The sequence below is a fragment of the Agriterribacter sp. genome, from assembly GCF_035497235.1.
Classification (GTDB): domain Bacteria; phylum Bacteroidota; class Bacteroidia; order Chitinophagales; family Chitinophagaceae; genus Agriterribacter.
In genome coordinates this window covers 20012-40985 of the sequence record NZ_DATJEB010000053.1, presented here as the reverse complement: position 1 = coordinate 40985, position 20974 = coordinate 20012, and the positions used below count along the sequence as shown (strand labels likewise).

Sequence of the window (20974 nt, the reverse complement as noted above, 5' to 3'; positions counted from 1 at the left end):
AACGCAATGGCTTTACTGATTATTACCATTCCCGTTTGTTTTGCCTTCCAGCATGGGCACAAACGAAAAGAAATCAAATTTTTCTTCCGCCAGCGTCCCATCAGCCCTTTTGGTAAGCCTCAGCATGCGCTGCGAATTGTTTTCATCAACAGGAATAACCATTTGCCCACCGGTTTTTAGCTGCTCCACCAGCTTTGGCGGTATTTGCGGCGCGGCGGCTGTTACAATTACTTTATCAAAAGGCGCATAGGTAGGCAGCCCTTCAAAACCATCGCCATAAAAGAACTTTATACCCGGGTATTTTTTCAGGTACATAAAATGCTTATTACTGTCGAATAGCTTTTTTTGCCGTTCAATAGTATATACCTGCGCACCCAGTTCCGCCAATACAACACTTTGGTAAGCGCTTCCGGTACCAATTTCCAATACTTTATCGAAGGGCTTTATTTCCAGCAACTGGGTTTGGTAGGCTACCGTATAGGGTTGTGAAATGGTTTGCCCTTCACCTATAGGAAAAGCCCTGTCTTCATAAGCAATCTGGTCAAAGGCCAGGTCCATAAAAAAATGCCGGGGAATATTGTTCATGGCGTCCAGCACTTTTTGATCTGAAATGCCTTTTTTTTGCAAAGCAGCCATTAGTTTGCGGCGCAGGCCTTTGTGCCGGTATTCATCTTCATATTTTTTCATGTGCGGCTGCAAGATAAAAAATTGATTGGTTAAAATGGGCGATCTTTACTGTAGCGGCTAAACAATTTCAAATGATTGTTTTTATGTTGAATTGAAAACAAGCGAATATGCGTGTTATTCCTCCTGTTGTTTTTTTTATTTTTTGCATGACCCCTGCTTTTCTTATTGCCCAGCATGTAAAAATGCTGCAGCGTGGAACTGCCACTTCCATAAGAGGACTGAGCGTGGTGAATGATAAAATAATATGGGCAACCGGAACTAATGGAACGGTTGGCCGATCTGCCGATAGTGGTAACACCTGGAAGTGGATGCGGGTGAAGGGATTTGAAAAAACCGACTTTAGAGCTATAGAAGCTTTTGATGCGGCCACCGCTATTATTATGGGTATTGGGGAACCGGCTTATATTTTAAAAACGAATGATGGCGGTAAGAGCTGGAAAGTGGTTTTTGAAGACAGGCGCAAAGGCATGTTCTTAGATGCTATGGCATTCTGGAATGAGCAAAGCGGTATTGTAATTGGCGACCCGCTGGATGAAAAGCTATTTATTGCCAGAACTTTTGACGGGGGCGATACCTGGCAGGGCCTTCCGGGTCAAAATTATCCCGTTGCGCAACAGGGAGAAGCCCTCTTTGCCGCCAGCGGCACCAATATACGGCCGCTCTCCAAACAGGAAGCCTGTTTTGTAACCGGTGGAACTGTATCAAGACTATTCATACGCAATAAAATGATTGCCCTTCCGCTCGTGCAGGGCAAAGCAACAACCGGCGCCAATTCCATAGCTGTATACAATAACAGGAAGCAAAAGCCGGCTAAACATATGGTAGTGGTGGGCGGCGATTTTGAAGCAGACACTGTTGCCGCACAAAATTGCGCTATAAGCCAGGATGGCGGCAATACCTGGAAAGCGCCGGAAATACCGCCACAGGGATACCGTAGCTGCGTTGAATTTATCACTAAAAAAAGGCTGGTTACCTGCGGCACAACCGGTGTGGATATATCTGAAGACGGCGGCATGCGCTGGAAATTAATCAGCAACGAAGGTTTTCATGTATGCCGCAAAGCGAAGAATGGAAAAATGATATTCCTTGCAGGTAAAGATGGAAGGATAGCGAAGTTGGTATGGTGAAAGAATATAAGGTGTCAGTGGTCAGTATCCCGTGATTTAAAGTTTTTCTTCCCTGCCGACTTTCTCTTCCGGGCCAAGTGTATGAGCAGCAACCGGCGGAACCTAACGTTTGAGTTTTTTACGTTTACATTACGCGATCTTTTACTATGCCTGGGTATTGCCACACGCTTCTTTTCCAGCCGGCAAAGATCCCGTTGGAACGAAAAGCATAGGCTTAGCGCTAAAGGCGTACAAGCGAGCCTGCCCGAATGGGACAAACGGGCGTGGCAACAACAGCCCAATAGCAGCACAACAGCTAAGTACAACATACCTGCCTTGCCCTGTTTTCCACAAAAAATCAAAAAATATTACATTTGCAGAATGAAGTTCGTGGAAAAGAAGCCCATCAGGGTTGCCATACTCGACCTGTATGAAGGCGTAGCTAACCAGGGTATGCGATGCATCAGGGAAATATTGAATCAATATGGTGAAGCCAATTTCCTTGATATGCAGTGGGATGAGTTTGATGTTCGCCAGAAATTAGAAGTACCCGGTACCGGCTATGATATTTACATTTCAAGCGGCGGCCCCGGAAGCCCGGTAGAAAGCAAAGGCAGCGACTGGGAGAATATTTATTTTCGCTGGTTAAACCAGGTAGAAGCATGGAACAATAACCCCGGCAATCAGCAAAAAAAATATGTTTTTTTCATTTGTCATTCCTACCAGCTTATATGCCGCCATTACCGGCTTGCTGAAGTAAGCAAACGAAGGTCAACCGCGTTTGGCGTATTCCCAGTTCATTTGCTGAACGAAGGAAAGGAAGAAGCTATATTTGACGGATTGAACGATCCCTTTTTCGCTGTTGACAGCCGCGATTACCAGGTAACCACTCCCCATCATAACCGCCTTGAAAAAATGGGTGCAGCTGTGCTTTGTATAGAAAAAGAAAGACCGCATGTGCCCTTAGAAAGAGCTATTATGGCCATCCGGTTTAATGCGTATATGATCGGCACCCAGTTTCATCCGGAAGCCGATGCCATAGGCATGAGCATGTATCTGCAGCGCGAGGATAAAAAAGACAGCGTAATAGCAGCGCACGGCGAAGCCAAATGGGCATCAATGATTGAACAACTAAACGACCCGGATAAAATACTGTGGACTTATTCGCATGTGCTCCCTAATTTTCTTAACCAGGCTGTAGAGCACCTGCAAACAGCGGAAGTATAATATATAATATTTACCTTCCCTGTAAACTTATCAGCAATGGTACCCCACTTACGAAAAACATTCAATGAAGCGTTTACTGCAAACCGGTATCAAACATTTTTAAAAGACCTGGATAGCCTTCACCCCGGCGCTATTGCGTTCAGAGTGGCCGAAACCCCGGTATTTGCAGACAAAGCCTTTACTCAAAAAATGTTAGACGCGTGTGAAAGCATCATAGATATTATTACGGCTCCCGGATTTAAAAACATAACGGAAAGGGCTATCCCAAAAAATGAATATGTACCGGGCGAAACGCCGCACAGCCACATGATCGCTTTTGATTTTGGCGTTTGCATTAATGAAGACCATGAACTGGAACCTCAGCTTATAGAAATGCAGGGCTTCCCTACCCTGTTTGGCTTCCAGTCCTATTATCCCGAAATAATAAAAAAACATTTTGATATACCCGCAAATTACAGTCATTACCTGAATGGCTACGATCAAACCAGTTATTTAGCTATGCTAAAGAAACTATTGCTGGATAAACATGCCGCGGAAAATGTAGTGCTGCTTGAAATAAAGCCCCATGAGCAAAAAACAAAAATAGATTTTTACTGTACACAGGATTATACCGGCATTCAACCCGTTTGTATAACGGAACTGGTAGCGGAAGGAAAAAATTTGTTCTACCTGAGCAATGGCAAAAAAACAGCTATTAAAAGAATATACAACCGGGTCATTTTCGATGACCTGAAATCGCAGTCCGGACCCAACAGCATAGACATTACAAAGGAATGGAATGTGGAATGGATACCGCACCCCAACTGGTTTTACCGCATCAGCAAATTCACGCTGCCTTTTATTCATCACCCGCATGTACCCAAAACCTATTTTTTAAACGAAGTGAAACAAATACCGCATGATTTGGAAAATTATGTATTAAAGCCATTGTTTTCGTTTGCCGGGCAGGGTGTAATCATAGATATTGAGCCGCCGGATCTTAGTCAAATAAAGTACCCCGAAAATTGGATACTGCAACACAAGGTAAAATACGCAGATATCATTCAAACTCCGGATATACCGGCCAAAGCCGAAATAAGATTAATGTACGTGTGGCCCGATGGCGATGCCCGTCCGCATGCTGCCATTAACCTGGCACGCCTGAGCAAGGGGAAGATGATTGGTGTGCGTTACAACCAGGACAAAACCTGGGTAGGCGGTTCCGTATGCTTTTTTGAAACTTATTAACCTTATTTAACCTTCCAATATAAAGCTCGCAGCATTTAGGTTGTAGCTTTGACTAACAATCTTTTCGTATGAAAAGGCTATCTGCACTCTTCTTTTTATTTACAGGTTATACTATTACGGGTTTTGCACAGCAAAAAACTGTTGAGCGTGCTATTGTAGAATCAAAAACAGCTATCACTTTTCCTCAGAATATAAACAGGAACGCAGATAGCGATGAAGATGGCAACACTGGTTTTGGCGGAGCCGGAGGCATGGAAAGTAAAAACACGGTGTACTTTAAAGGTGATATGATTAAAACCTATAGTGTAAGTGATTTTGGAAATACTACGGTAATCATTGACAAAAAGAATAAGAAAACCACTACGCTCACAGAAGCGATGGGGCGTAAAACAGGTTTTTACAGCACCGAAGAAGATGAAGCGGCTATGCGGCAGCGGATGGATTCGATAAGGCAGGCACGCGGGCAACAGGCAAACAACCCGAATAACAGCAAAGCACCGGAAGCCGAAATCATTAACAGCAATGAAACCAAAAAAATTGCGGGATATACCTGTAAAAAAGCGATCATACAAACAAAAACCAGGCAGGGCGCGATAAATGAAACCATTGTATGGTACACACCCGATTTTAAAATGCCTCCCGGCTATCCTATGGCGGGCAATACCGGCGGTGGCGGTTTTGGCAGGGGAATGCGCGGACAGAGCGGCGGTGGCTTTGGCATTACAGGATTAGATAAGATTGACGGTTTTGTGATGGGTTACGAAGTAAAACGGCCGAATGGCTTTGAAATGCGTATGGAAGTAACCAAAGTAGCACTTGACCCTGCTATAGATGATAAGATTTTTGAAATTCCGAAGGGATTTGATATTAAGCCTTTAAAAGAAATGCGGGGCCAATTTGGACAGGGTGGCAGGGCTACCCGGAATGCAGGGAATAATTAAGTAAGTTAGTTTTGGGGCTATTTATAATCAGTAAGGACCTTCAGCAATGAAGGTCTTTTGCTTTAGGAGTTGTGAAGGTCAGATCAGGTATCAGCTCTCAGGTGGGTATGGCTTAAGGATAGCATGTATCTTCCTCTTGTTGCTCATGGCTGACCGCCTTCTTCGGATTTCGGATTCCCGGCTTCAGGTTTTCCGATTTGTAATTTATTGTTTATGGTTTCTGGTTGCATTTCGTTTCGGATTTCGGATTTGTCATTTGGTTCTTGGTGCTTTCCCGTTATCTTATATCAATTAAATGTAAAATGCGGTTATTTTTAGTGTGCTGTAGCTGTTATTGAGTGGATGACCGTTTCACGTAGATTTACCGGAGTGTGATGAAAATACGTACAGGACTCAATTGTGGTATATATGAAAATAACTGTACCATATACATTTATGCATAAAATTATACGGTATACCGTATGCTAAGGGGAAAGCCTTACCGTTCCTGTATCGTAATTCTCCCCTGCTGTAGAAGAAGAATGACTGATCAATAGTATCAAGCACTATTTTTTAGCAACCTGGAGCGGCGTTTCTTTGTGTAACAAATCCAATGATCCGAATCCAGTATCCTGAATCCAATAATCCAAACAGATCCGATATCCGTGATGAACACTTTACTTTATCCTGTAAAAAACCATGCTTAACCAAAAGCACCCGATCCAACACCCTAACGAAGACCAGCAATGTGTTTTAACCGTCCGTTTAAAGCATTGCAACATCCGGCAACAGAAAATGGTATAGCGATGAATAATCGCTGTTGATTAAACTGACCCCCTCATAACCTTAATCTTTTTTCCATTTTCTGTTGCTTTTATTCTTCCTTTACGTCTCCCGGCATTACACCCCATTCTTTTAATAAAGTATTAAAGCGCAGCTCCGGTAAAGCCGGCCGATCATAATGACCAGCCCTGCTCTTTTGCCGGTAGGCCTCATAAATGGTAACCGCGCAGGCTACTGAAATATTTAAGGACTTTATAATACCCGCCTGCGGAATAATAAAATTGCCATCCGCCAGCGCTCTTATTTCTTCACTTACGCCTGCATGTTCATTACCAAAAACCAATGCAAGAGATTGTGTAAAATCTATATCGTATATTTCCACTGCATCGCTGCTTAAATGTGTAGTTAATATTTTATCATAGCGCTTTCTCAGCTCATCAAAACAGGTTTGCACATCCGTAAACTGGTGTATGCTAAGCCATTTGGCCGCGCTGGATGAACTTTTCGCCCCCCATTTTTTATGCCGGGGTATTTTACTGTTCAGCACATATACGTCCTGTATACCCACCGCATCGCAACTGCGCATTACAGCGGATATATTATGCGGATCAAAAACATTTTCCAGCACAACAGCAAGATTGTTTTGACGTTTATTGAGCACGTGCAGCAGCCGCTGATATCTTTCTGGCGTCATATTTGTAAATTTAGAACAGCCTGAAATATAAATAGTTATTTTCGGGCTTTAACTTATTTAAAAAGACAGGAGACAGGTTATGTTAAAAAAAATCGCAAAAATAACAGGTATTATCCTGATAGTTCTGATTGCTGTTGCTTTTATCCTTCCGTTTGCATTCAAAGGCAAAATCATGCAGATAGCCAAAACAGAGATCAATAAAAATGTGAACGCGAATGTTGACTTTAAAGATATTGACATTTCCCTGTTCCGGCATTTCCCCCGCCTCGCTGTTGGCCTGGAAGCGCTTCAGGTAACAGGTACAGGTGATTTTTTGGAGGATACCCTGATCGCCGCCAAACAAATTGATGTGGCGCTGAACCTGATGAGCCTTTTTGGTGGCGACCAAATGAAGATATATTCCATTACCATTGATAAGCCCCGTATACATGCCATCGTTAATAAAGACGGCAAAGCTAACTGGAACATTACCGTACCCGATACTGCCGCTGCGGCATCACCGGAAGCAGAAAGCAGTTTCAATATTCAGCTAAAAAAATACGCCATTAAGGATGGTTATATTAGCTATATTGATATTCCGGGCGATATGAGCAGTGAAATATTTCACCTTGATCATTCCGGCAGCGGCGATTTTACCGCTGATCTTTTTACATTAAAAACAACTACATCGGCCGAATCGGTTTCTTTTACCTACACCAAAATCCCTTATTTAATTAACACTAAGACCACATTAGATGCCGATATACAGGTAGATAACAGGAACGATACATACACATTCAAAACAGATGATATTGCGTTAAACGATCTGAAGCTTTCGGCTGAAGGTTATTTCCAGTTTGTAAACGATACCACGTATGGAATGGACATCCAATTCAACGCCCCTTCCACTGAGTTCAAAACCCTGTTGTCATTAGTGCCTGCTATTTATAAAAATGATTTTGAAAAAATTAAAACCAGTGGTAAAGCTATATTTAATGGTTTTGTAAAAGGCAAATACAACGCGGTAAAAATGCCGGCTTACCATATTAACCTGAATATTGAGGATGGGTTTTTCCAGTATCCCGATTTGCCCCAACCCGTAAAGAATATTGCGATAGCCTTAAAGGTAGATAATCCTGATGGCGTTACCGATAATACCGTGGTAGATCTCTCTAAAGGACATATAGAATTTGGCAATGATCCTTTTGACTTTAAGCTGCTATTAAAAAAACCGGTTACCGATCAGTATATAGATGCGTGGATAAAAGGTAAATTAAACCTGGCGCAGGTTACCCAGTTTGTAAAGCTAAGTGGTGATACCAAGCTATCGGGGCTTTTAGACGCAGACGCCACGGCTAAGGGAAATGTGGCGGTAATTACCCAACAAAAGCCCGGACCTTTCAGTGCCAACGGATTTATTACTGTTACTAATCTCAATTATTCCTCCGGCGATTTTCCGCAGCCTGTTCGTAACAGTAATATCCAGGTAAAATTCGACAACCCGGATGGCGTGGCAGATCATACGGTTATTCATGTACCTGCCGCGCATATAGAAATAGGAAACGATCCCATTGATTTTAATGTGCTGATCAAAAACCCTGCTACCGCGCTGTATTTCGATGGTAATGCAAAGGGTAAATTCAACCTGGCCAATGCGGCACAGTTCACCAGCTTTGAACCGGGTACAACATTATCAGGACTGCTTTCCGCCAATATCGCTTTCAAGGGCAATAAAACGGATATTGATAAAGAGGCGTATGACAGGATCAATCTTTCGGGTACGCTGAACGTTGCAGATATGCAATATGCCAGTAAAGATTACCCCACGGGTATCAATATCAGTAGTGCCGCTTTAACCTTCAACCCCAAAAATATTACGCTCAACAGTCTGAAGGCAGAGTACCTTAAGGCGCATATTACTGCCAGCGGCGCTATTGATAACGCTATAGGATACGCGCTGAAAGATGAGCCTGTTGCAGGCGCTTTACAGGTGCATGCCGATAAGCTAAACCTGAACGGCTTTATGGGCACGGAAACGGCTGCTGCAACAACCGGCAGCGCTGCCGGAGCCGGCGCCACATCATCTGAACCGTTTGCCGTTCCCGGAAATGTTGCCTTTACTTTGCAGGCCGCTATAGATGAGCTCATATACGATAAAACCAGTTACTATAACCTGAAAGGTACCGTAGCCATTAAAGATGAAACCGTATCGCTAAAAAACCTGGAGATGAACGCTTTGGACGGGAAAATCGGTTTGAATGGCTCATACTCTACTAAAACCGATAAAAAGCACCCGGCAATTTCCTTAGCCTATGATGTGAAGGAACTGAGCGTAGAAAAGACATTCTACGCCTTCAATACCGTTCAGCAGTTAATGCCCATAGGAAAATTCATTTCAGGAGTCATTAGCTCACAGTTAACATTGAATGGTAAATTGGGGAGCGATATGAGCCCTGTAGTAAGCACACTAACAGGCAAGGGTAACCTGTTGCTGTTAGAGGGCGTGTTAAAGAAATTCGCTCCTTTGGAAAAAGTAGCCCAAACATTGAATGTTACCGAATTGAACGGACTAACGCTGAAAGACATTAAAACCCATTTTGAGTTTGCCAACGGCAAAGTGCTGGTGCAGCCCTTTCATGTAAAGGTAAAAGATATTGATATGGAAATAGGCGGCATGCACGGGTTAGATCAATCCATCAACTATGCCATTGGCATGAAGCTGCCGCGCAGCCTGATAGGCACGCAGGGCAATGCCCTGATCAATAACCTGGCGCAGCAGGCAGGCAGTAAAGGTATTCCGGTTAAGCTCAGCGATTACATTAACCTGAACATTAAAATGGGCGGCACCATCAGCAATCCGCAAATTAAAACTGATCTTAAAGAAGCGGCCGGCGATGCCGTTGCCGATATGAAGCAGCAGGCAGCAGATTTTGCGCAGCAGAAAATAGACAGCGCGAAAAAAACCCTACAGGATTCGGCCAAAGCCATAAAAAATGAAGTGATCAAAGACCTGAAGGAAGAAGTTACCAAACAATTACTGGGCGGTAAAAAAGATAGTGCCGACTCCGGGAAGCCATTAGAGAATACCAAAAAGAACGCTGAACAGGCGGTAAAAAATACGCTGAAAGACCTGCTTAAAAAGAAACCCGTGAAAGATACTACTAAGAAAGAATAATGAATTTGCCCGTACAATAATTTCACAATATTTTTGCTGCACCGGAAAATCATTCGGGATGTAGCGCAGCCCGGTAGCGTGCGTCGTTCGGGACGACGAGGCCGCAGGTTCGAATCCTGTCATCCCGACTTATAACTTCCGCAAATCCGTTACTATGTTGGGTTTGCGGTTTTTTTATTTCGTTTATGTAGCAGATTATGTAGCAAATCCAATAGCTCTAAGCGTAGGACAAGCTTAAGATAACTGGTTACGAAGTTGCCCGGCTGCCAACACAGGTCGGGATTTTCCTACGGGAGCTGCAGGGAGTCGAACCCTGGTCCATTGTGTTCGGTTCATTGGTTCGAATCCGCTCGGGACCTCCGCCGGTTATATTCTTGTTCCGAGCAATTATATGAGCATGGGAATACTGTTAAACTTGCTCAAGTTAATGATAATGGACCCACGGAACGGGCTTTGAAATAGGAGTGAAAACGGGGCGCCGTATGCGTTTCAGAGTGCAAAGGTACGGCAACCAACGGAAAGATAAAAAATTAGGATTCGCCACAACATCTATAGCTTTGTTATTTAAAACATACTTATTATGCAACCTAAAGACGCCTTAAATCAAATTCTTTCTTCACGCGGTCAAATCTTGGACATCGGTTTTCCTGACACTCAAGAAAAAGTTTGCCAGATAAAACTCATCTTAAACAATATGCGAGGATTAGTAACCTCAAGCACTCTTAAGAATAATGAAAGAGATACTGATCATAGGGTTTTATTGAATCTAATACTTCAACATCATTTTCTCGACTGTCATTTTAAGATTATACATGCCGACAGCAGGGATACTTACTGGAAAGCTTTTACGGCTGGGTTAGAGGAAGATATAAACGGCTTTAGACGGGTTTTATCCTTAAACTGCGGTTCAATATCTTCCTGAACGCCGCTAATGGTACCGTGTTTATAAAGGCATTGTAATTGTAAAAATAAGACACTAAATTAGTATCGGTGTTTTTCAAGTTAGCTTATTTGCCCGGAGTAGCCACTTCGGGCTTTTTTGTTATATTGGGCTACCTAAACCCCCACAGTATGAGAAAAATCGCATTGATTGCACCTCTTATCGTGACAATTATTTGTTCATGCAGCACCACCCGGTATTACTCTTATGATATTAGATTAGAGAAGCCTACACCCTCAACCAGGCTGTTTTACGAAAACGATACTATGTCCTTATCATTTCAGTTCAAACCCCGGTACATCGAATTTGAGACATATAATAAACTCGAAGATGGTATCCGGATCAATTGGGATGAACTTAGTATTTCAGTCAATGGTGAAGCTAAAAGGATCGTACATTATGAAACCGGAGAAAACAAGGTAACAGAAACACAGCCACCTACAACCATACCCCCCAAATCAAAACTTGTGGATGGACTTATACCGACTGAAAATATAAAGTATATTATCTCTTCCGGCAAAAGAATACTTCTGCCTATTTACACATACCCCATTTCAGACAACGGAGGCAAAAAGACAAAGAAGAAGATATTGAGTATGAAGGGGCAAAAGACGGTGTTTTATTTCCCTTATTACTTAAGAGGGGTATATCATTCTAAAACATTTGAATTTTTGATTGCAGATGTGGTGCAGAGAAAGAAAAAATAAAGCACAGAAGGGGTTCGATATGGTGTCGGGGTATTTATCAAAGCTGCGGTAAGAAACGGAATCAGGGAAGCCAGGAAGGACGCAGGAGCGCCGGTAATTACAAAGAGTAGTATTCCGGATGTGAAGCCTAATGATAAGCAATTAGAATTGCAAGAGCGATACAATAGAGGTGAGATAACATTTGATGCATACCGGGCAGGATGGGATAAACAATCGGATTACGGACGCAATAATCTTTAATTATAAAAAGCCAAGTATGAGAAAGATAATAGTAATAATAATGCTACTTCCGGTGCTGGTGATGGGGCAGAAAATACCTTTTAACCAAGAGGCGAAAGATATAATATATGATTCTGTTTATGAAGTGAACGGCACAAAAGATGAATTGTATACCAAAGCAAAAGTTTGGATTGCGGATATTTTTAGATCAAGCATCCGGGTTATTGATGCAGACGATAAAGAAAGCGGGCTTATTGTTTGCAAGGGGAATATAAAGTATACTGTAGTAAAGGACGGAATAAAAGGAAGGGGCAAAAGGAGAAGTATAGAAAAGTTTAAAGTTGATGGGAGCGCTGATTTTAATTTAAAAATATTTTTGAAAGATAATAAGTGCAGAATTGTTGTTGATGGGATTCAGATCCCCATGCTGGAAGAGGCGACCGCTGCCGGATTGGGCGACCTGAAAGCGGAATGGGCTATGTTAAATAGTATTACAGCTATCCAAAAGGATGATACTATAGAAGAGCGGGTACGGTTCAACAACTATCAAAACAGGGATATTGCGGTTAATAATAGGATTGGGGACATGATGCACTCTTTAGAGACGGCGCTTAATAAGAAGGGGGATTTTGATTTTTAAATAAATAATTCTTGGTAGTTGGATTATTCCCCACACTTCAACATTGACGGGCGAATCATCGTTAAGGTGTGCGCATTTTTAAATATACTATTTTCTTGCTTTCTTCACAACCTTGTTAGCTCTTATTTCATAGCCGTTTGCCATCAGCAGTTCCACAATTGCGCCGGACTTTAGTTCACCCCTGCGGAACCGGTTTAGGTAAATTCTGTACTTGCTGCCAAAAGAATCCTTTTTCTTGGCAATCTCCTTGAATTCTTCCGATTCTGTAAAATCAATAAAGGCTTCTTCTAATGTCATAAACCAAAGATAAAAATAAATGTAACAATTTGTTTCATTATTTAATAATCTTTATTACCTTAGTGTAACAATTTGTATCACTTATCAAACAAACAATCATGATCACCTCCAATCTTCAGCAGAAAATGCGTTATGTGGAACTCATTTACGCGTTGAATAGTCCTGTTGACAAAAGCTACAAACCCTGGACAGGGGGGCAAGACCGCCCGGCTTTCGTTAAGGTAGCTAAGTACAAGCCCACGCCTAAGAGTAAAAAGCGGTCCCTGAAGTAACTCCCTTTAGTTAAGCCAAAAGGTTAACATTAATTAACAGCCAATCTTCCACGCGCGGAGAACTTGCTGTTATTACCAAAACGTTCGCCACGATGGCGAACCCCTCCCAATCCACGCCCGTTTATGATCAAACCCGTATTACTTCACTATTTAATTTATCAACATGAAAAGTACAGAACAAATTAAAAAAGAACACGAACTAAGTTTATCAGCGGTAAAAATCATTAAAAACACATTTGGGAATCCATTGGAGTTTGTCCGGTTTATCCTGAACGCGCAATTTGCTTTAGAATTATTCGACGACAAATTTAGAACTGACGACAAACACGATTTGAAACTCAGAAGAAAAAGCGGTTATTTTTTTTTAAAAATCATGCTGGATGCTACAGATAATTGGGATAATGAGTACAGCTTTGCCACAACGCTTAATCTTATTGGAATTGATTATTCGGATGAAGAATTTTACAACCTCATACAGCGGGCCTATGCGGCAGAAATATTTTTGATGGTTGATTCGGGTATACCTGATGACATAGATGAAGAGATGCATAATCGTTATTGGGCTATGTCGAGGGTTACGATGCTGTTAGGGAATGATGGGGTTGAAAATGAGAAGCTAAACCAATCAATAAGGCAATACGATAATAAAAGCATTAATGTGCCTGCCGCGTAAGGGTAACTTGTTTATGAAGTTATTTTAAAACATTATAATCAACAACAATGGAAAATGAAAAAATTACCTGTCTGGAAAAAGAGCTTGCCGAATTTTTTATTGAAACATTTAGCACCCCCACCGTTGCGCTTAGTTTTTTTATGGATACATACCATAATATATGTTATTACCATACGGATGCCGGGTTGGCGAAAGATGTAGCATTCGCTTTTGATGTGATATCAAAGGAAATGGTCTTTAAAACCCTTGCCGGCAAATCAGCAAAACAGTTGGTAGGTATGCTGCAAAAAGGAGCCGAAACCGTTTTTGAGTATTTGAATCCTGACATTCTTAATAAAGCGGCAAAATATTCTCTGGATGCAGCTACAGCATGCATAATTGAATTTAACTATGATACTGATGTTGCGGCAGGGATGATCAGAAAAACAAACTTTCTATTTAGGGCAGCCCAATTATCTGCGCTGTATAATGTATACTATGAATTAGAAAACGAGAACCTTAAAGCCATTAGCAATGAAAACAATTGAAATAAGCGTTACCTCCAATGTTCTCCCATTATTGGATATGCATAAGGAAGATGTTTTTAGCATCTTGGACGAGGCATTTACAGACATCTTAGGCATAAAAGACCGAGAAGGCGAGAATCAAGACCTTTACTGTATCATACGTGGAGTTAAGGATATTGTTTCCGAATTACAACGAAATCGCGAATGAATTGCAGGGGGGTACACATTTTATTTAAGCCTGGGAGTAATTCCGGGCTTTTTTATGTCGGAAATGTCGGATTTCTAACACAAACCCCCAGCCAGGAATAGCCGGGGGTTGTTTTAAATCTGAAACATATGGAATTGAAGGAAGTTCTTATTTAGCCGAATGACCGCGATTGTGAGCGCCTTTGACGTTCGAGGTATAATATAAGATCGGGACCAGCACCCTGCAGCCTGGCAACCATTGGCCCGCTATCACCACGCCCACCAATCATGTTATCTAATCTGTCGAGCGGAATAACTGCTTCTCTGGATGAAAGCCGAGCAGGGAATGTATCATTTTCAAAACCCGCCGGAACTATACCGCCGGTTGCCATATTGGTTACTTTGCTGCCAGTTAGCAAACTTTGAAATAAGCTGCCGAATGAGCCAATAGCACCGCCTTTATTGCCAAATGCTTTTAATATAACCGCCAATACAGCCGCTTTAATAGCTGCTGCAATTAGATCAACAACTAATTGTTGTGCTGCCTGCCCAACTTGTTTCATTGACAACTTGCCGTCTGTTGCGATCGTACGAAAGAGGTTGGCAAACGTGTCTGAAAGCGGCCCGCCAACAAACCGTCCAATATCGCCAAGCTGTTTTTCGAATGCCTTTAATTGTTCATCTGATTGTTTAATGGATGTCCTCATATCCTCGGTAAAAAATTTATCAAAATTGCCACCTATGGGGTCAATCGTAAGTGGTACCTCAATTTTTAAATCATCATTCTTTTCAAAGTATGTTTTGAAATTCTTAAAGGCATCGTACATCTCTTTAACTGATTCGCTAAAGATTTGTTTGCCACCGAATGAAACTGGAATTTCGATTTCAGGCCCGATTAGTTTAAATTTTGATTCTTTTTTTATCTTTTCCTTCGCTTCGGTTAGCCCCTTAAAGTTTAGTGTTGTTAATGTTATTTCCTGTATGCTATTTTTTAAGGCATTAAATTGCTCTTCAAGTGGAGATATTTCTTTTCTCTGTTTGGATAGCGCTACACTTATATCTGTGATTGCCCTTGACTGATCATTAAGAAAGAATGTTCGCGCACCTGCTTTTGAATCGGCTTCTATTTGCGCTTTATTTGTAGCCTCTATTTGCCGTCTTAAATCAATTTGTTTCTTCTCATTGTCGCTGATTGCTTTGTTCTGCTTGTATAGTTCAGCGCCAACCTTTCCTATTTCACTTTCCAGATTTTTTAAAATAGCATTAGCTACAATAGCTTTAGTATAGTCATTCTGTAGTTGCGTTAATTTTGCAAGGCTGGTTTCTTCAAGTTTCAAATCACCGAAATAGCTTTTATTTATTCTCTTCAGTTCTTCAAGCGCCCGAACCTGCGTTGCGCGTGCTGCGTTCTGATCTCTTATAACGCGAACCAATGCACCTACCCTGGCTATCTCACCCTGTGCAGAACCTTCCGCAGCCAGCCCAATATCACCAATAGGTTTAATTAATTCTTTTATAGTGTCGGATAAAGATTTGGCTTCCGCTTTTGTCTTACCAAACCCGCGCGTCCATGCACTCATGCCCATTTGGGCAAATAGCAGACCGGATGAAAGTAAAGACAGAGCGACACCTAATCCACCCGCTCCGGTCAATGAACCAAGCAGCGCCTTTATAGCGCCGCCCGTTGATCCTGTTTGCGCTTTTAATCGCCCAAAGGATTCTATTAGCGGGTTTAGGTTATTCTGTATGGCAATGAAACCAAAAGGGGCGTCTTGTGCTATCCTTCCAAGATCAGTTAAGGCTAATGTAGCCCCGTTAGCGGATGATGGTATATTCTTTAGGCTACTGGTCGCACTTGTTATTTTCTGCCCGAAATCATCAAAACCAACTTTACCAGCAGCCTTAATGGCCTGCATTGTTCTTGCCGTTTCTTCCAGCCTCTTATTTAGTGAAAGAAGCTGCTTGCCGTCCGTGGTTCCTTCAATCTCTTTACTTAATGATCGAAAGTCAGATTTTAAATCTGAAAGGGATTTTGTTACATCCCGAAGATCAGCGCCAACCCGTATTTTAAGACCTTCATCCATATGAATATTTATTTTATCAATTACTGATACTTGCAAGAAGCGATAAGTATGATTAGAATGGATTGGGAGAAATGAAGTGAGATAGTGTATATGATATCAATAGATTTTACAAAGTTAGTTCAATAAACTAATTTTTTCTACAAATCTTTGAGCGGCTCACAGCCCTCTGCAGGGACCATAACAATGTGCGTTCCCTTTAGGGTTTGCGCCTCAAACTGAATGCGGCTCAACACTTCTCCTGTTTTGTTATTGGTGTAATTGTCGCCTTCGTTAGTCCAGATTGTGAAGCTATCCCCGGCAATATCTGCGATAGTTATTTTGCCGGACTTCAGATCATTGAGAAGCTTTATCTTCCCGCATCTTGTTTTCGGAATTGTTGCGTTGTTCATAATCTTTTTTTAGTTGTTCAAATTGCTCTCGATATTCATCGGGTATAGTAATGCGTTTGCTATCTTCCTTTACTAAGATGTCATCCAGTAGCCTTAATTCAGATACAGTAAGCTTATCAAAGTCAACGGTTGCAAACCATATTTCATCCGGCGTGTATGCGCCTGATTTCACTTTGCGGATAAACTCTACTTTTTCACTCCTGCTTTTTAGGGTTTCTGGCATTGTAGTTTAGTTTAAACTGTTCGAAAGCTGATTTGTGTTCCTCGGTAATACTATCAATGGTGAAGGATTGTTTTCCTGTATTTTTAAGCACAGACAGTATCCAGTTCAATTCGTCCGTGGTACATTTATCCAATTTCAGGGAAGCAAAAAACAATTCGTTTTCTGTTATCCCATCCTCCTTAACTTTTCGTATCCATGATAATTTTTCTGCGCGTGTTTTCATTGTTTCCTATTTAAAATGCCATCAATAATTTTATCCAGGTCTTCATCGCTTAATTTTTCGTAGTCGAGTTCAATGCTTTGTTTATCCCGCCAGATTTCTTTTTGCCTGTTTTTTAACCAGAATATTTGCGCCGTAGTGTCCGGAGGGTAGAATTCAGTATATGGTACTACAAGCGGCTTGCCATTTGCATTAAAGATCTTAACCGCTTTACGGGTAAATCCCACTGCCTTTTTGAAAAGACTTGCCGCCACTTTGGTATCAGCTAATAGCTTCCCCCTTTTTAGGGACTCCGAAAACTCCGGGTATTCTTGTTTCCACAGATTTAGTGTTGATTCAGCTACCTCAAAAAAATTAGCAATCTGTTTATCCGTAGCGCCCAACATTGCAAGTCGTTCCACCTGCTCATTAAATTTTATATCATACTTGGTAGGTCGTGCCATTATCTTCATTTATATAGTTCATTAATTGGAAATGCTTCCGCTTCAATTGTTTTACCCTTATCATCTTGCAGGAAGCGAATAAACAGCCCTTCCGCGGCATTTCTTAGGTAACTATAGGTAAATGGTTTACCCGTCTGCTGCCCCTTTGTAAAGGCTTTAATTAAGCTCTCTTTGCTTGATATACCCAGCGCGTTAAACTTCGTGACAGACGGAAGCCATGCGCTGCCCTTGACTATTTTTACTGTAAGAGTCAAGTAAGCTTTTCCCTCCACCCGCCGTACAGATTCCCCGGCTACATTAAACAGCCCGTTCAATCCCGAACGGGTGTAAGTGAAGCCGGTAGTTATCATTGCTGCTATAAACTCTCCATTGGTCAATTCCTGCCCTGTAGCGTCTTTATACAGGCATTTCAGGGAATAGCTGTTCCAATCCGGGTTAATGGCTTCTGTCCTGGTTAAATTGCCTTCAATCCACCTTCCCACGTCTGTTATCTTCGTTGAGTGTGATAAAGGGTAATCATGGTTTGTTCTCTGTGAGGCGTGCAGGAAACCCGCATTAAAAAGGTCGTTCGGAAATTGTACTTTGTTTATATGTTTCTGTTTTAAAATTTAAATAATACCATTTTATAAAGTCCTGCATATTTGTGGCGATGACATAAAGCCCGCCGGATGCTTCTATTTTCTTTTGATAACTGCTTTGCGCTGTGCTCTGCCGGTCCCTACCTATTTTAACTTCAATCTTTACGGACCGTCCGGCTATTGTAGCGCTTATATCTGCCGTTCCTGCTGTTCCGGTTCCCTTCGCCCATTCCATACTACCAATTTGCTTTTTGCGCCCTAATACATCTGTAACCGTATGCCTGCGGTCAATCATTCTGCCGGTATTGCTTATCCGCTCTGCTTGCCATCCGGAGAATGTGAGAAAGTCAATAATACATCTGGTTAACCCGTTTGCCGTTTTATCGTTGTACGGTTTCAGTTTCATTGACCTGCCACCACTTGCAGCAAAGAATGCCGGCGCTGTGCGTTCCAGGTGGCTGTACTTTAATTCTTTCATTTGTTTCTGCCAGTTCATGCGAATTCTTTATTTACATAATCCCATATTACCGGGTATCCTGCATCTGTTACCGCAATTCCGGTTTCATCCGTTTTTATAAGTAGGTCTGCCAAATCATAATCATTTGCCCTTTCTGATTCCGGTAAATTATTTTCCAAAACCCTGGAAACTGAAATATTGCATTTAATGCGTTGCATGATTGTTTCTGCCCTGTCCTTCCATTCCTGGTAACAGGTGCGCTCTGTGCGTTTATTGTAGTATCCGAAATCAGGAAATAGTATCACATTCCTATTTTCCAGTACTTTAAAAACACTGTACTCCCTCCATTTACAATCCGATGCGCCGCCGGTGGCCAGCCAGTTGTATTGCGGGAAAAAGACGCTGGCTATTATTGCTGTTTTCTCCGATTCAGTAATTGCAATTGTTTTATTTGGGAATTCAGCGATAATATGCTCTCCGAAAAAGCATAAATGATGATTAAACGGCCTTAATGCGTTGTGCGCCCATACGGGGTTCACTTCTTTATTTCTTTTCCCGTTTTCGTGGTAAACCATGATCTTACCAGTTCTGGCCATGCCTTTAGCATCAATCCGCCAAAATATATTCCCTTTACCCTGGTCTGCTTTGGCTCTACCTACAAAATATTTAAGTAGCAACTTATTTCCGACCTCTGCACCAAATAGGCGGATAACATATTGGGCAAAATTGCTTTGTTCGTGCCCGTTCATGCTTTTCTGTACCAGGTCAAGCGAAATGTAATCAATTGGCTTTGGTGGCTCTGCTGCGATTTCCTTTTTCTCAACGGGAGTACTTTCTATTCCATTATCCTTGAAGTATTGCGCCGGGGTGTGATGGTACCCGCAATTGTTCTCCCGATCACACCGCCCAACCTCATCAGATAATATTGCCCCCGTTTCATTATCCATGTACGGGACATATGTTTTTTGACCACAGTGCGGACACTTTAATTTTCGGCTCGATTTATCAAGTGAAAAGCGATATGTTTTTTCTGTTACCATTTTTCTTTTTTTAGGTGCAATTTTTAATTTTCAGTACTTGTGCATTTGGTGTAGTGCAGGTGCAACCCTATATATAGGTTGCACTGCACCAATAGTACAGGTGCATTTTGCACCGATTTGCACCAAATTGCACTACTCATATTCAACATGGTTTAATCTTAAATTTCCGTCTTGCGCCGTTACAATAAATTTCCACCCCTTCATATTGGCTATCATCTCTTTTGCGGTCCGCTCTTTACGGTTGGTGTGCTTCATGATCACATGTACCGCTTCTGTATAGCTCATTGATTTTTGCCCCTGGAAAACCTCTTTGGCTGTGCTTTTATGTTTGGCTACCACCGCTACAGCTTTTTCTGAATCCCTATCCGGTGCATCAATTTGTACATGATGATGTTTTTCTTTATTATAGGTAAAATGTATTGGCTGTACATCGCCATTGCCGGCCTTTCTGAAGGCTTTAGGTATGAGAGTTGAAATATCGCTCCCCTTGTCTTTTTCTATTGTTATTAAGCCATAGCACTTCCTTTGTAATTGGCTCCCGAAATGCCCCCGTTCTTTATCGCTATTGGGGTTTAAATGGACTATAATTATAACAGGACAATTGTATTTAATTGACAGATGGGTAAAATATTCAAGAATCTCATTTGCTTGCTCCTCATCGTTTACGCTTGATATGTAGTCCGCTCCGCCATCAATGGTTATTAAATGGATCCCACCAAACTCTTTAGCACACAACATGCAAATGTTATCGGTAAACGTTCGGTAATCCTTCATAGATAGTTGCCGGGTATTGTAGGATAGTAAATTTTTCGGGGTCGCTTCCAGCCCTACCCTGCGAAGTATTGAATTTAAATTATCTTGCTGGTCTGCCTCGCTCTGCTCAGTATCAAGGTCAATAATTGCTTTTCCGTTTGCAGGCTCGCTGGTAATTGTAGGGAATCCGTCTGCCGTTCCTGTTTCAGATATCGCAGATGCAATAATTACTCCCTTTATTGCGGTTTTCCCGGCTTTCATTTGGGCTGAAATACCGGTTATATTTCCCGGTGCCGCAATAGCTGCCCCATCTATTTTAATTGTTGGTTCCGGATGTGGGATAGCCTTTTCTTTAGTTACCCGAAGGTGCTCGAAATCAGCTAAAGTAATTGCCGGGTTTATAGAAGTTTCATCCCGATTTATCTCATCAACTATTTGTTGTATTGATAAAGAATTTTTGCCACCGGGTATAGAAGTTTCAGAAGTATTTTTTGTAACTTTGGGGCATTGTTGTTCTATCTTATCAACCCCATTAACTTGGTTGTTCAT

At 41.8% G+C, this 20974-nt stretch carries 22 protein-coding genes and 1 tRNA gene; 12 read left to right on the top strand and 11 right to left on the bottom strand.

The genetic code is table 11. From position 1 onward, the window contains the following. Positions 1 to 12 precede the first annotated feature (12 nt). Positions 13 to 687, bottom strand: a complete 675-nt coding sequence (locus VL121_RS19215; RefSeq protein ID WP_325408233.1) for a protein-L-isoaspartate(D-aspartate) O-methyltransferase — start codon at positions 685 to 687, stop codon at positions 13 to 15. A gap of 107 nt (positions 688 to 794) precedes the next feature. On the opposite strand from VL121_RS19215, the gene VL121_RS19210 reads away from it, so the two are divergent. The 4 genes from VL121_RS19210 to VL121_RS19195 all read left to right on the top strand — a co-directional run bounded on the left by VL121_RS19210 (position 795) and on the right by VL121_RS19195 (position 5188). Then, the gene (locus tag VL121_RS19210) at positions 795 to 1814 is read left to right on the top strand and encodes a YCF48-related protein (RefSeq protein ID WP_325408232.1); all 1020 of its coding nucleotides are present in this window, start codon (positions 795 to 797) and stop codon (positions 1812 to 1814) included. An 81-nt stretch (positions 1815 to 1895) separates the two neighbouring features. Further along, positions 1896 to 3020 carry a type 1 glutamine amidotransferase gene (locus VL121_RS19205; RefSeq protein ID WP_325408231.1) on the top strand — a complete coding sequence of 375 codons (1125 nt, stop codon included), beginning with the start codon at positions 1896 to 1898 and terminating at the stop codon, positions 3018 to 3020. A gap of 36 nt (positions 3021 to 3056) precedes the next feature. Continuing rightward, entirely contained in the window at positions 3057 to 4247 is a 1191-nt protein-coding gene (locus VL121_RS19200) for a hypothetical protein (RefSeq protein ID WP_325408230.1), read from the top strand. A 68-nt stretch (positions 4248 to 4315) separates the two neighbouring features. Then, on the top strand, positions 4316 to 5188 hold the full coding sequence (locus VL121_RS19195) for a hypothetical protein (RefSeq protein WP_325408229.1): 873 nt from the start codon (positions 4316 to 4318) through the stop codon (positions 5186 to 5188). 853 nt (positions 5189 to 6041) lie between these two features. Here the strand turns inward: VL121_RS19195 and VL121_RS19190 are convergent. Next, positions 6042 to 6644, bottom strand: a complete 603-nt coding sequence (locus VL121_RS19190) for an RNA methyltransferase (RefSeq protein ID WP_325408228.1) — start codon at positions 6642 to 6644, stop codon at positions 6042 to 6044. A 79-nt stretch (positions 6645 to 6723) separates the two neighbouring features. Between VL121_RS19190 and VL121_RS19185 the strand changes: the two genes are divergently transcribed. From VL121_RS19185 to VL121_RS19165, 5 genes are all read left to right on the top strand, one after another. After that, positions 6724 to 9798, top strand: coding sequence for an AsmA-like C-terminal region-containing protein (locus VL121_RS19185; RefSeq protein WP_325408227.1), 3075 nt, complete (start codon positions 6724 to 6726; stop codon positions 9796 to 9798). 54 nt (positions 9799 to 9852) lie between these two features. Further along, positions 9853 to 9926, top strand: a tRNA-Pro gene (locus tag VL121_RS19180). A 452-nt stretch (positions 9927 to 10378) separates the two neighbouring features. Beyond that, entirely contained in the window at positions 10379 to 10720 is a 342-nt protein-coding gene (locus tag VL121_RS19175) for a hypothetical protein (RefSeq protein WP_325408226.1), read from the top strand. Between the two features lie 149 nt (positions 10721 to 10869). Continuing rightward, entirely contained in the window at positions 10870 to 11445 is a 576-nt protein-coding gene (locus VL121_RS19170; RefSeq protein ID WP_325408225.1) for a hypothetical protein, read from the top strand. 256 nt (positions 11446 to 11701) lie between these two features. After that, complete coding sequence (locus VL121_RS19165; protein WP_325408224.1) at positions 11702 to 12304, top strand: DUF4468 domain-containing protein; 603 nt, start codon at positions 11702 to 11704, stop codon at positions 12302 to 12304. Positions 12305 to 12391: 87 nt separating this feature from the next. Here the strand turns inward: VL121_RS19165 and VL121_RS19160 are convergent, their stop codons facing one another. Continuing rightward, positions 12392 to 12601 carry a hypothetical protein gene (locus VL121_RS19160; RefSeq protein ID WP_325408223.1) on the bottom strand — a complete coding sequence of 70 codons (210 nt, stop codon included), beginning with the start codon at positions 12599 to 12601 and terminating at the stop codon, positions 12392 to 12394. Positions 12602 to 12699: 98 nt separating this feature from the next. Between VL121_RS19160 and VL121_RS19155 the strand changes: the two genes are divergently transcribed. The 3 genes from VL121_RS19155 to VL121_RS19145 all read left to right on the top strand — a co-directional run bounded on the left by VL121_RS19155 (position 12700) and on the right by VL121_RS19145 (position 14073). Further along, on the top strand, positions 12700 to 12873 hold the full coding sequence (locus tag VL121_RS19155) for a hypothetical protein (protein WP_325408222.1): 174 nt from the start codon (positions 12700 to 12702) through the stop codon (positions 12871 to 12873). A 163-nt stretch (positions 12874 to 13036) separates the two neighbouring features. Next, the gene (locus tag VL121_RS19150) at positions 13037 to 13546 is read left to right on the top strand and encodes a hypothetical protein (protein ID WP_325408221.1); all 510 of its coding nucleotides are present in this window, start codon (positions 13037 to 13039) and stop codon (positions 13544 to 13546) included. A gap of 47 nt (positions 13547 to 13593) precedes the next feature. Continuing rightward, positions 13594 to 14073, top strand: coding sequence for a hypothetical protein (locus tag VL121_RS19145; RefSeq protein WP_325408220.1), 480 nt, complete (start codon positions 13594 to 13596; stop codon positions 14071 to 14073). A 338-nt stretch (positions 14074 to 14411) separates the two neighbouring features. Here the strand turns inward: VL121_RS19145 and VL121_RS19140 are convergent, their stop codons facing one another. The 8 genes from VL121_RS19140 to VL121_RS19105 form a co-directional block, all read right to left on the bottom strand. Then, a complete protein-coding gene (locus VL121_RS19140; RefSeq protein WP_325408219.1) occupies positions 14412 to 16322 on the bottom strand; it encodes a hypothetical protein in 1911 nt (636 codons plus the stop codon). 333 nt (positions 16323 to 16655) lie between these two features. Beyond that, positions 16656 to 16934 (bottom strand): hypothetical protein, encoded by a 279-nt coding sequence (locus VL121_RS19135; RefSeq protein ID WP_325408218.1) that lies wholly within the window; start codon positions 16932 to 16934, stop codon positions 16656 to 16658. Next, positions 16906 to 17157, bottom strand: a complete 252-nt coding sequence (locus VL121_RS19130; RefSeq protein WP_325408217.1) for a hypothetical protein — start codon at positions 17155 to 17157, stop codon at positions 16906 to 16908. Before VL121_RS19130 ends, VL121_RS19135 begins: the two co-directional genes overlap by 29 nt. Further along, complete coding sequence (locus VL121_RS19125) at positions 17154 to 17597, bottom strand: hypothetical protein (protein ID WP_325408216.1); 444 nt, start codon at positions 17595 to 17597, stop codon at positions 17154 to 17156. The genes VL121_RS19130 and VL121_RS19125 overlap by 4 nt, the downstream gene beginning before the upstream one ends. 5 nt (positions 17598 to 17602) lie before the next feature. Beyond that, positions 17603 to 18079, bottom strand: a complete 477-nt coding sequence (locus VL121_RS19120) for a hypothetical protein (RefSeq protein WP_325408215.1) — start codon at positions 18077 to 18079, stop codon at positions 17603 to 17605. A 73-nt stretch (positions 18080 to 18152) separates the two neighbouring features. Continuing rightward, a complete protein-coding gene (locus VL121_RS19115; protein ID WP_325408214.1) occupies positions 18153 to 18671 on the bottom strand; it encodes a hypothetical protein in 519 nt (172 codons plus the stop codon). Continuing rightward, positions 18668 to 19672 (bottom strand): DUF6371 domain-containing protein, encoded by a 1005-nt coding sequence (locus VL121_RS19110; RefSeq protein ID WP_325408213.1) that lies wholly within the window; start codon positions 19670 to 19672, stop codon positions 18668 to 18670. Before VL121_RS19110 ends, VL121_RS19115 begins: the two co-directional genes overlap by 4 nt. Before the next feature lie 132 nt (positions 19673 to 19804). Further along, the gene (locus VL121_RS19105; RefSeq protein ID WP_325408212.1) at positions 19805 to 20974 is read right to left on the bottom strand and encodes a hypothetical protein; all 1170 of its coding nucleotides are present in this window, start codon (positions 20972 to 20974) and stop codon (positions 19805 to 19807) included.

Bases quoted from the DNA above. Each gene is read 5' to 3' on its own strand.
- VL121_RS19215 (WP_325408233.1), bottom strand. From the start codon at position 687: ATGAAAAAATATGAAGATGAATACCGGCACAAAGGCCTGCGCCGCAAA.
- VL121_RS19210 (WP_325408232.1), top strand. From the start codon at position 795: ATGCGTGTTATTCCTCCTGTTGTTTTTTTTATTTTTTGCATGACCCCT.
- VL121_RS19205 (WP_325408231.1), top strand. From the start codon at position 1,896: ATGAGCAGCAACCGGCGGAACCTAACGTTTGAGTTTTTTACGTTTACA.
- VL121_RS19200 (WP_325408230.1), top strand. From the start codon at position 3,057: ATGGTACCCCACTTACGAAAAACATTCAATGAAGCGTTTACTGCAAAC.
- VL121_RS19195 (WP_325408229.1), top strand. From the start codon at position 4,316: ATGAAAAGGCTATCTGCACTCTTCTTTTTATTTACAGGTTATACTATT.
- VL121_RS19190 (WP_325408228.1), bottom strand. From the start codon at position 6,644: ATGACGCCAGAAAGATATCAGCGGCTGCTGCACGTGCTCAATAAACGT.
- VL121_RS19185 (WP_325408227.1), top strand. From the start codon at position 6,724: ATGTTAAAAAAAATCGCAAAAATAACAGGTATTATCCTGATAGTTCTG.
- VL121_RS19175 (WP_325408226.1), top strand. From the start codon at position 10,379: ATGCAACCTAAAGACGCCTTAAATCAAATTCTTTCTTCACGCGGTCAA.
- VL121_RS19170 (WP_325408225.1), top strand. From the start codon at position 10,870: ATGAGAAAAATCGCATTGATTGCACCTCTTATCGTGACAATTATTTGT.
- VL121_RS19165 (WP_325408224.1), top strand. From the start codon at position 11,702: ATGAGAAAGATAATAGTAATAATAATGCTACTTCCGGTGCTGGTGATG.
- VL121_RS19160 (WP_325408223.1), bottom strand. From the start codon at position 12,601: ATGACATTAGAAGAAGCCTTTATTGATTTTACAGAATCGGAAGAATTC.
- VL121_RS19155 (WP_325408222.1), top strand. From the start codon at position 12,700: ATGATCACCTCCAATCTTCAGCAGAAAATGCGTTATGTGGAACTCATT.
- VL121_RS19150 (WP_325408221.1), top strand. From the start codon at position 13,037: ATGAAAAGTACAGAACAAATTAAAAAAGAACACGAACTAAGTTTATCA.
- VL121_RS19145 (WP_325408220.1), top strand. From the start codon at position 13,594: ATGGAAAATGAAAAAATTACCTGTCTGGAAAAAGAGCTTGCCGAATTT.
- VL121_RS19140 (WP_325408219.1), bottom strand. From the start codon at position 16,322: ATGGATGAAGGTCTTAAAATACGGGTTGGCGCTGATCTTCGGGATGTA.
- VL121_RS19135 (WP_325408218.1), bottom strand. From the start codon at position 16,934: ATGCCAGAAACCCTAAAAAGCAGGAGTGAAAAAGTAGAGTTTATCCGC.
- VL121_RS19130 (WP_325408217.1), bottom strand. From the start codon at position 17,157: ATGAAAACACGCGCAGAAAAATTATCATGGATACGAAAAGTTAAGGAG.
- VL121_RS19125 (WP_325408216.1), bottom strand. From the start codon at position 17,597: ATGGCACGACCTACCAAGTATGATATAAAATTTAATGAGCAGGTGGAA.
- VL121_RS19115 (WP_325408214.1), bottom strand. From the start codon at position 18,671: ATGAACTGGCAGAAACAAATGAAAGAATTAAAGTACAGCCACCTGGAA.
- VL121_RS19110 (WP_325408213.1), bottom strand. From the start codon at position 19,672: ATGGTAACAGAAAAAACATATCGCTTTTCACTTGATAAATCGAGCCGA.
- VL121_RS19105 (WP_325408212.1), bottom strand. From the start codon at position 20,974: ATGAACAACCAAGTTAATGGGGTTGATAAGATAGAACAACAATGCCCC.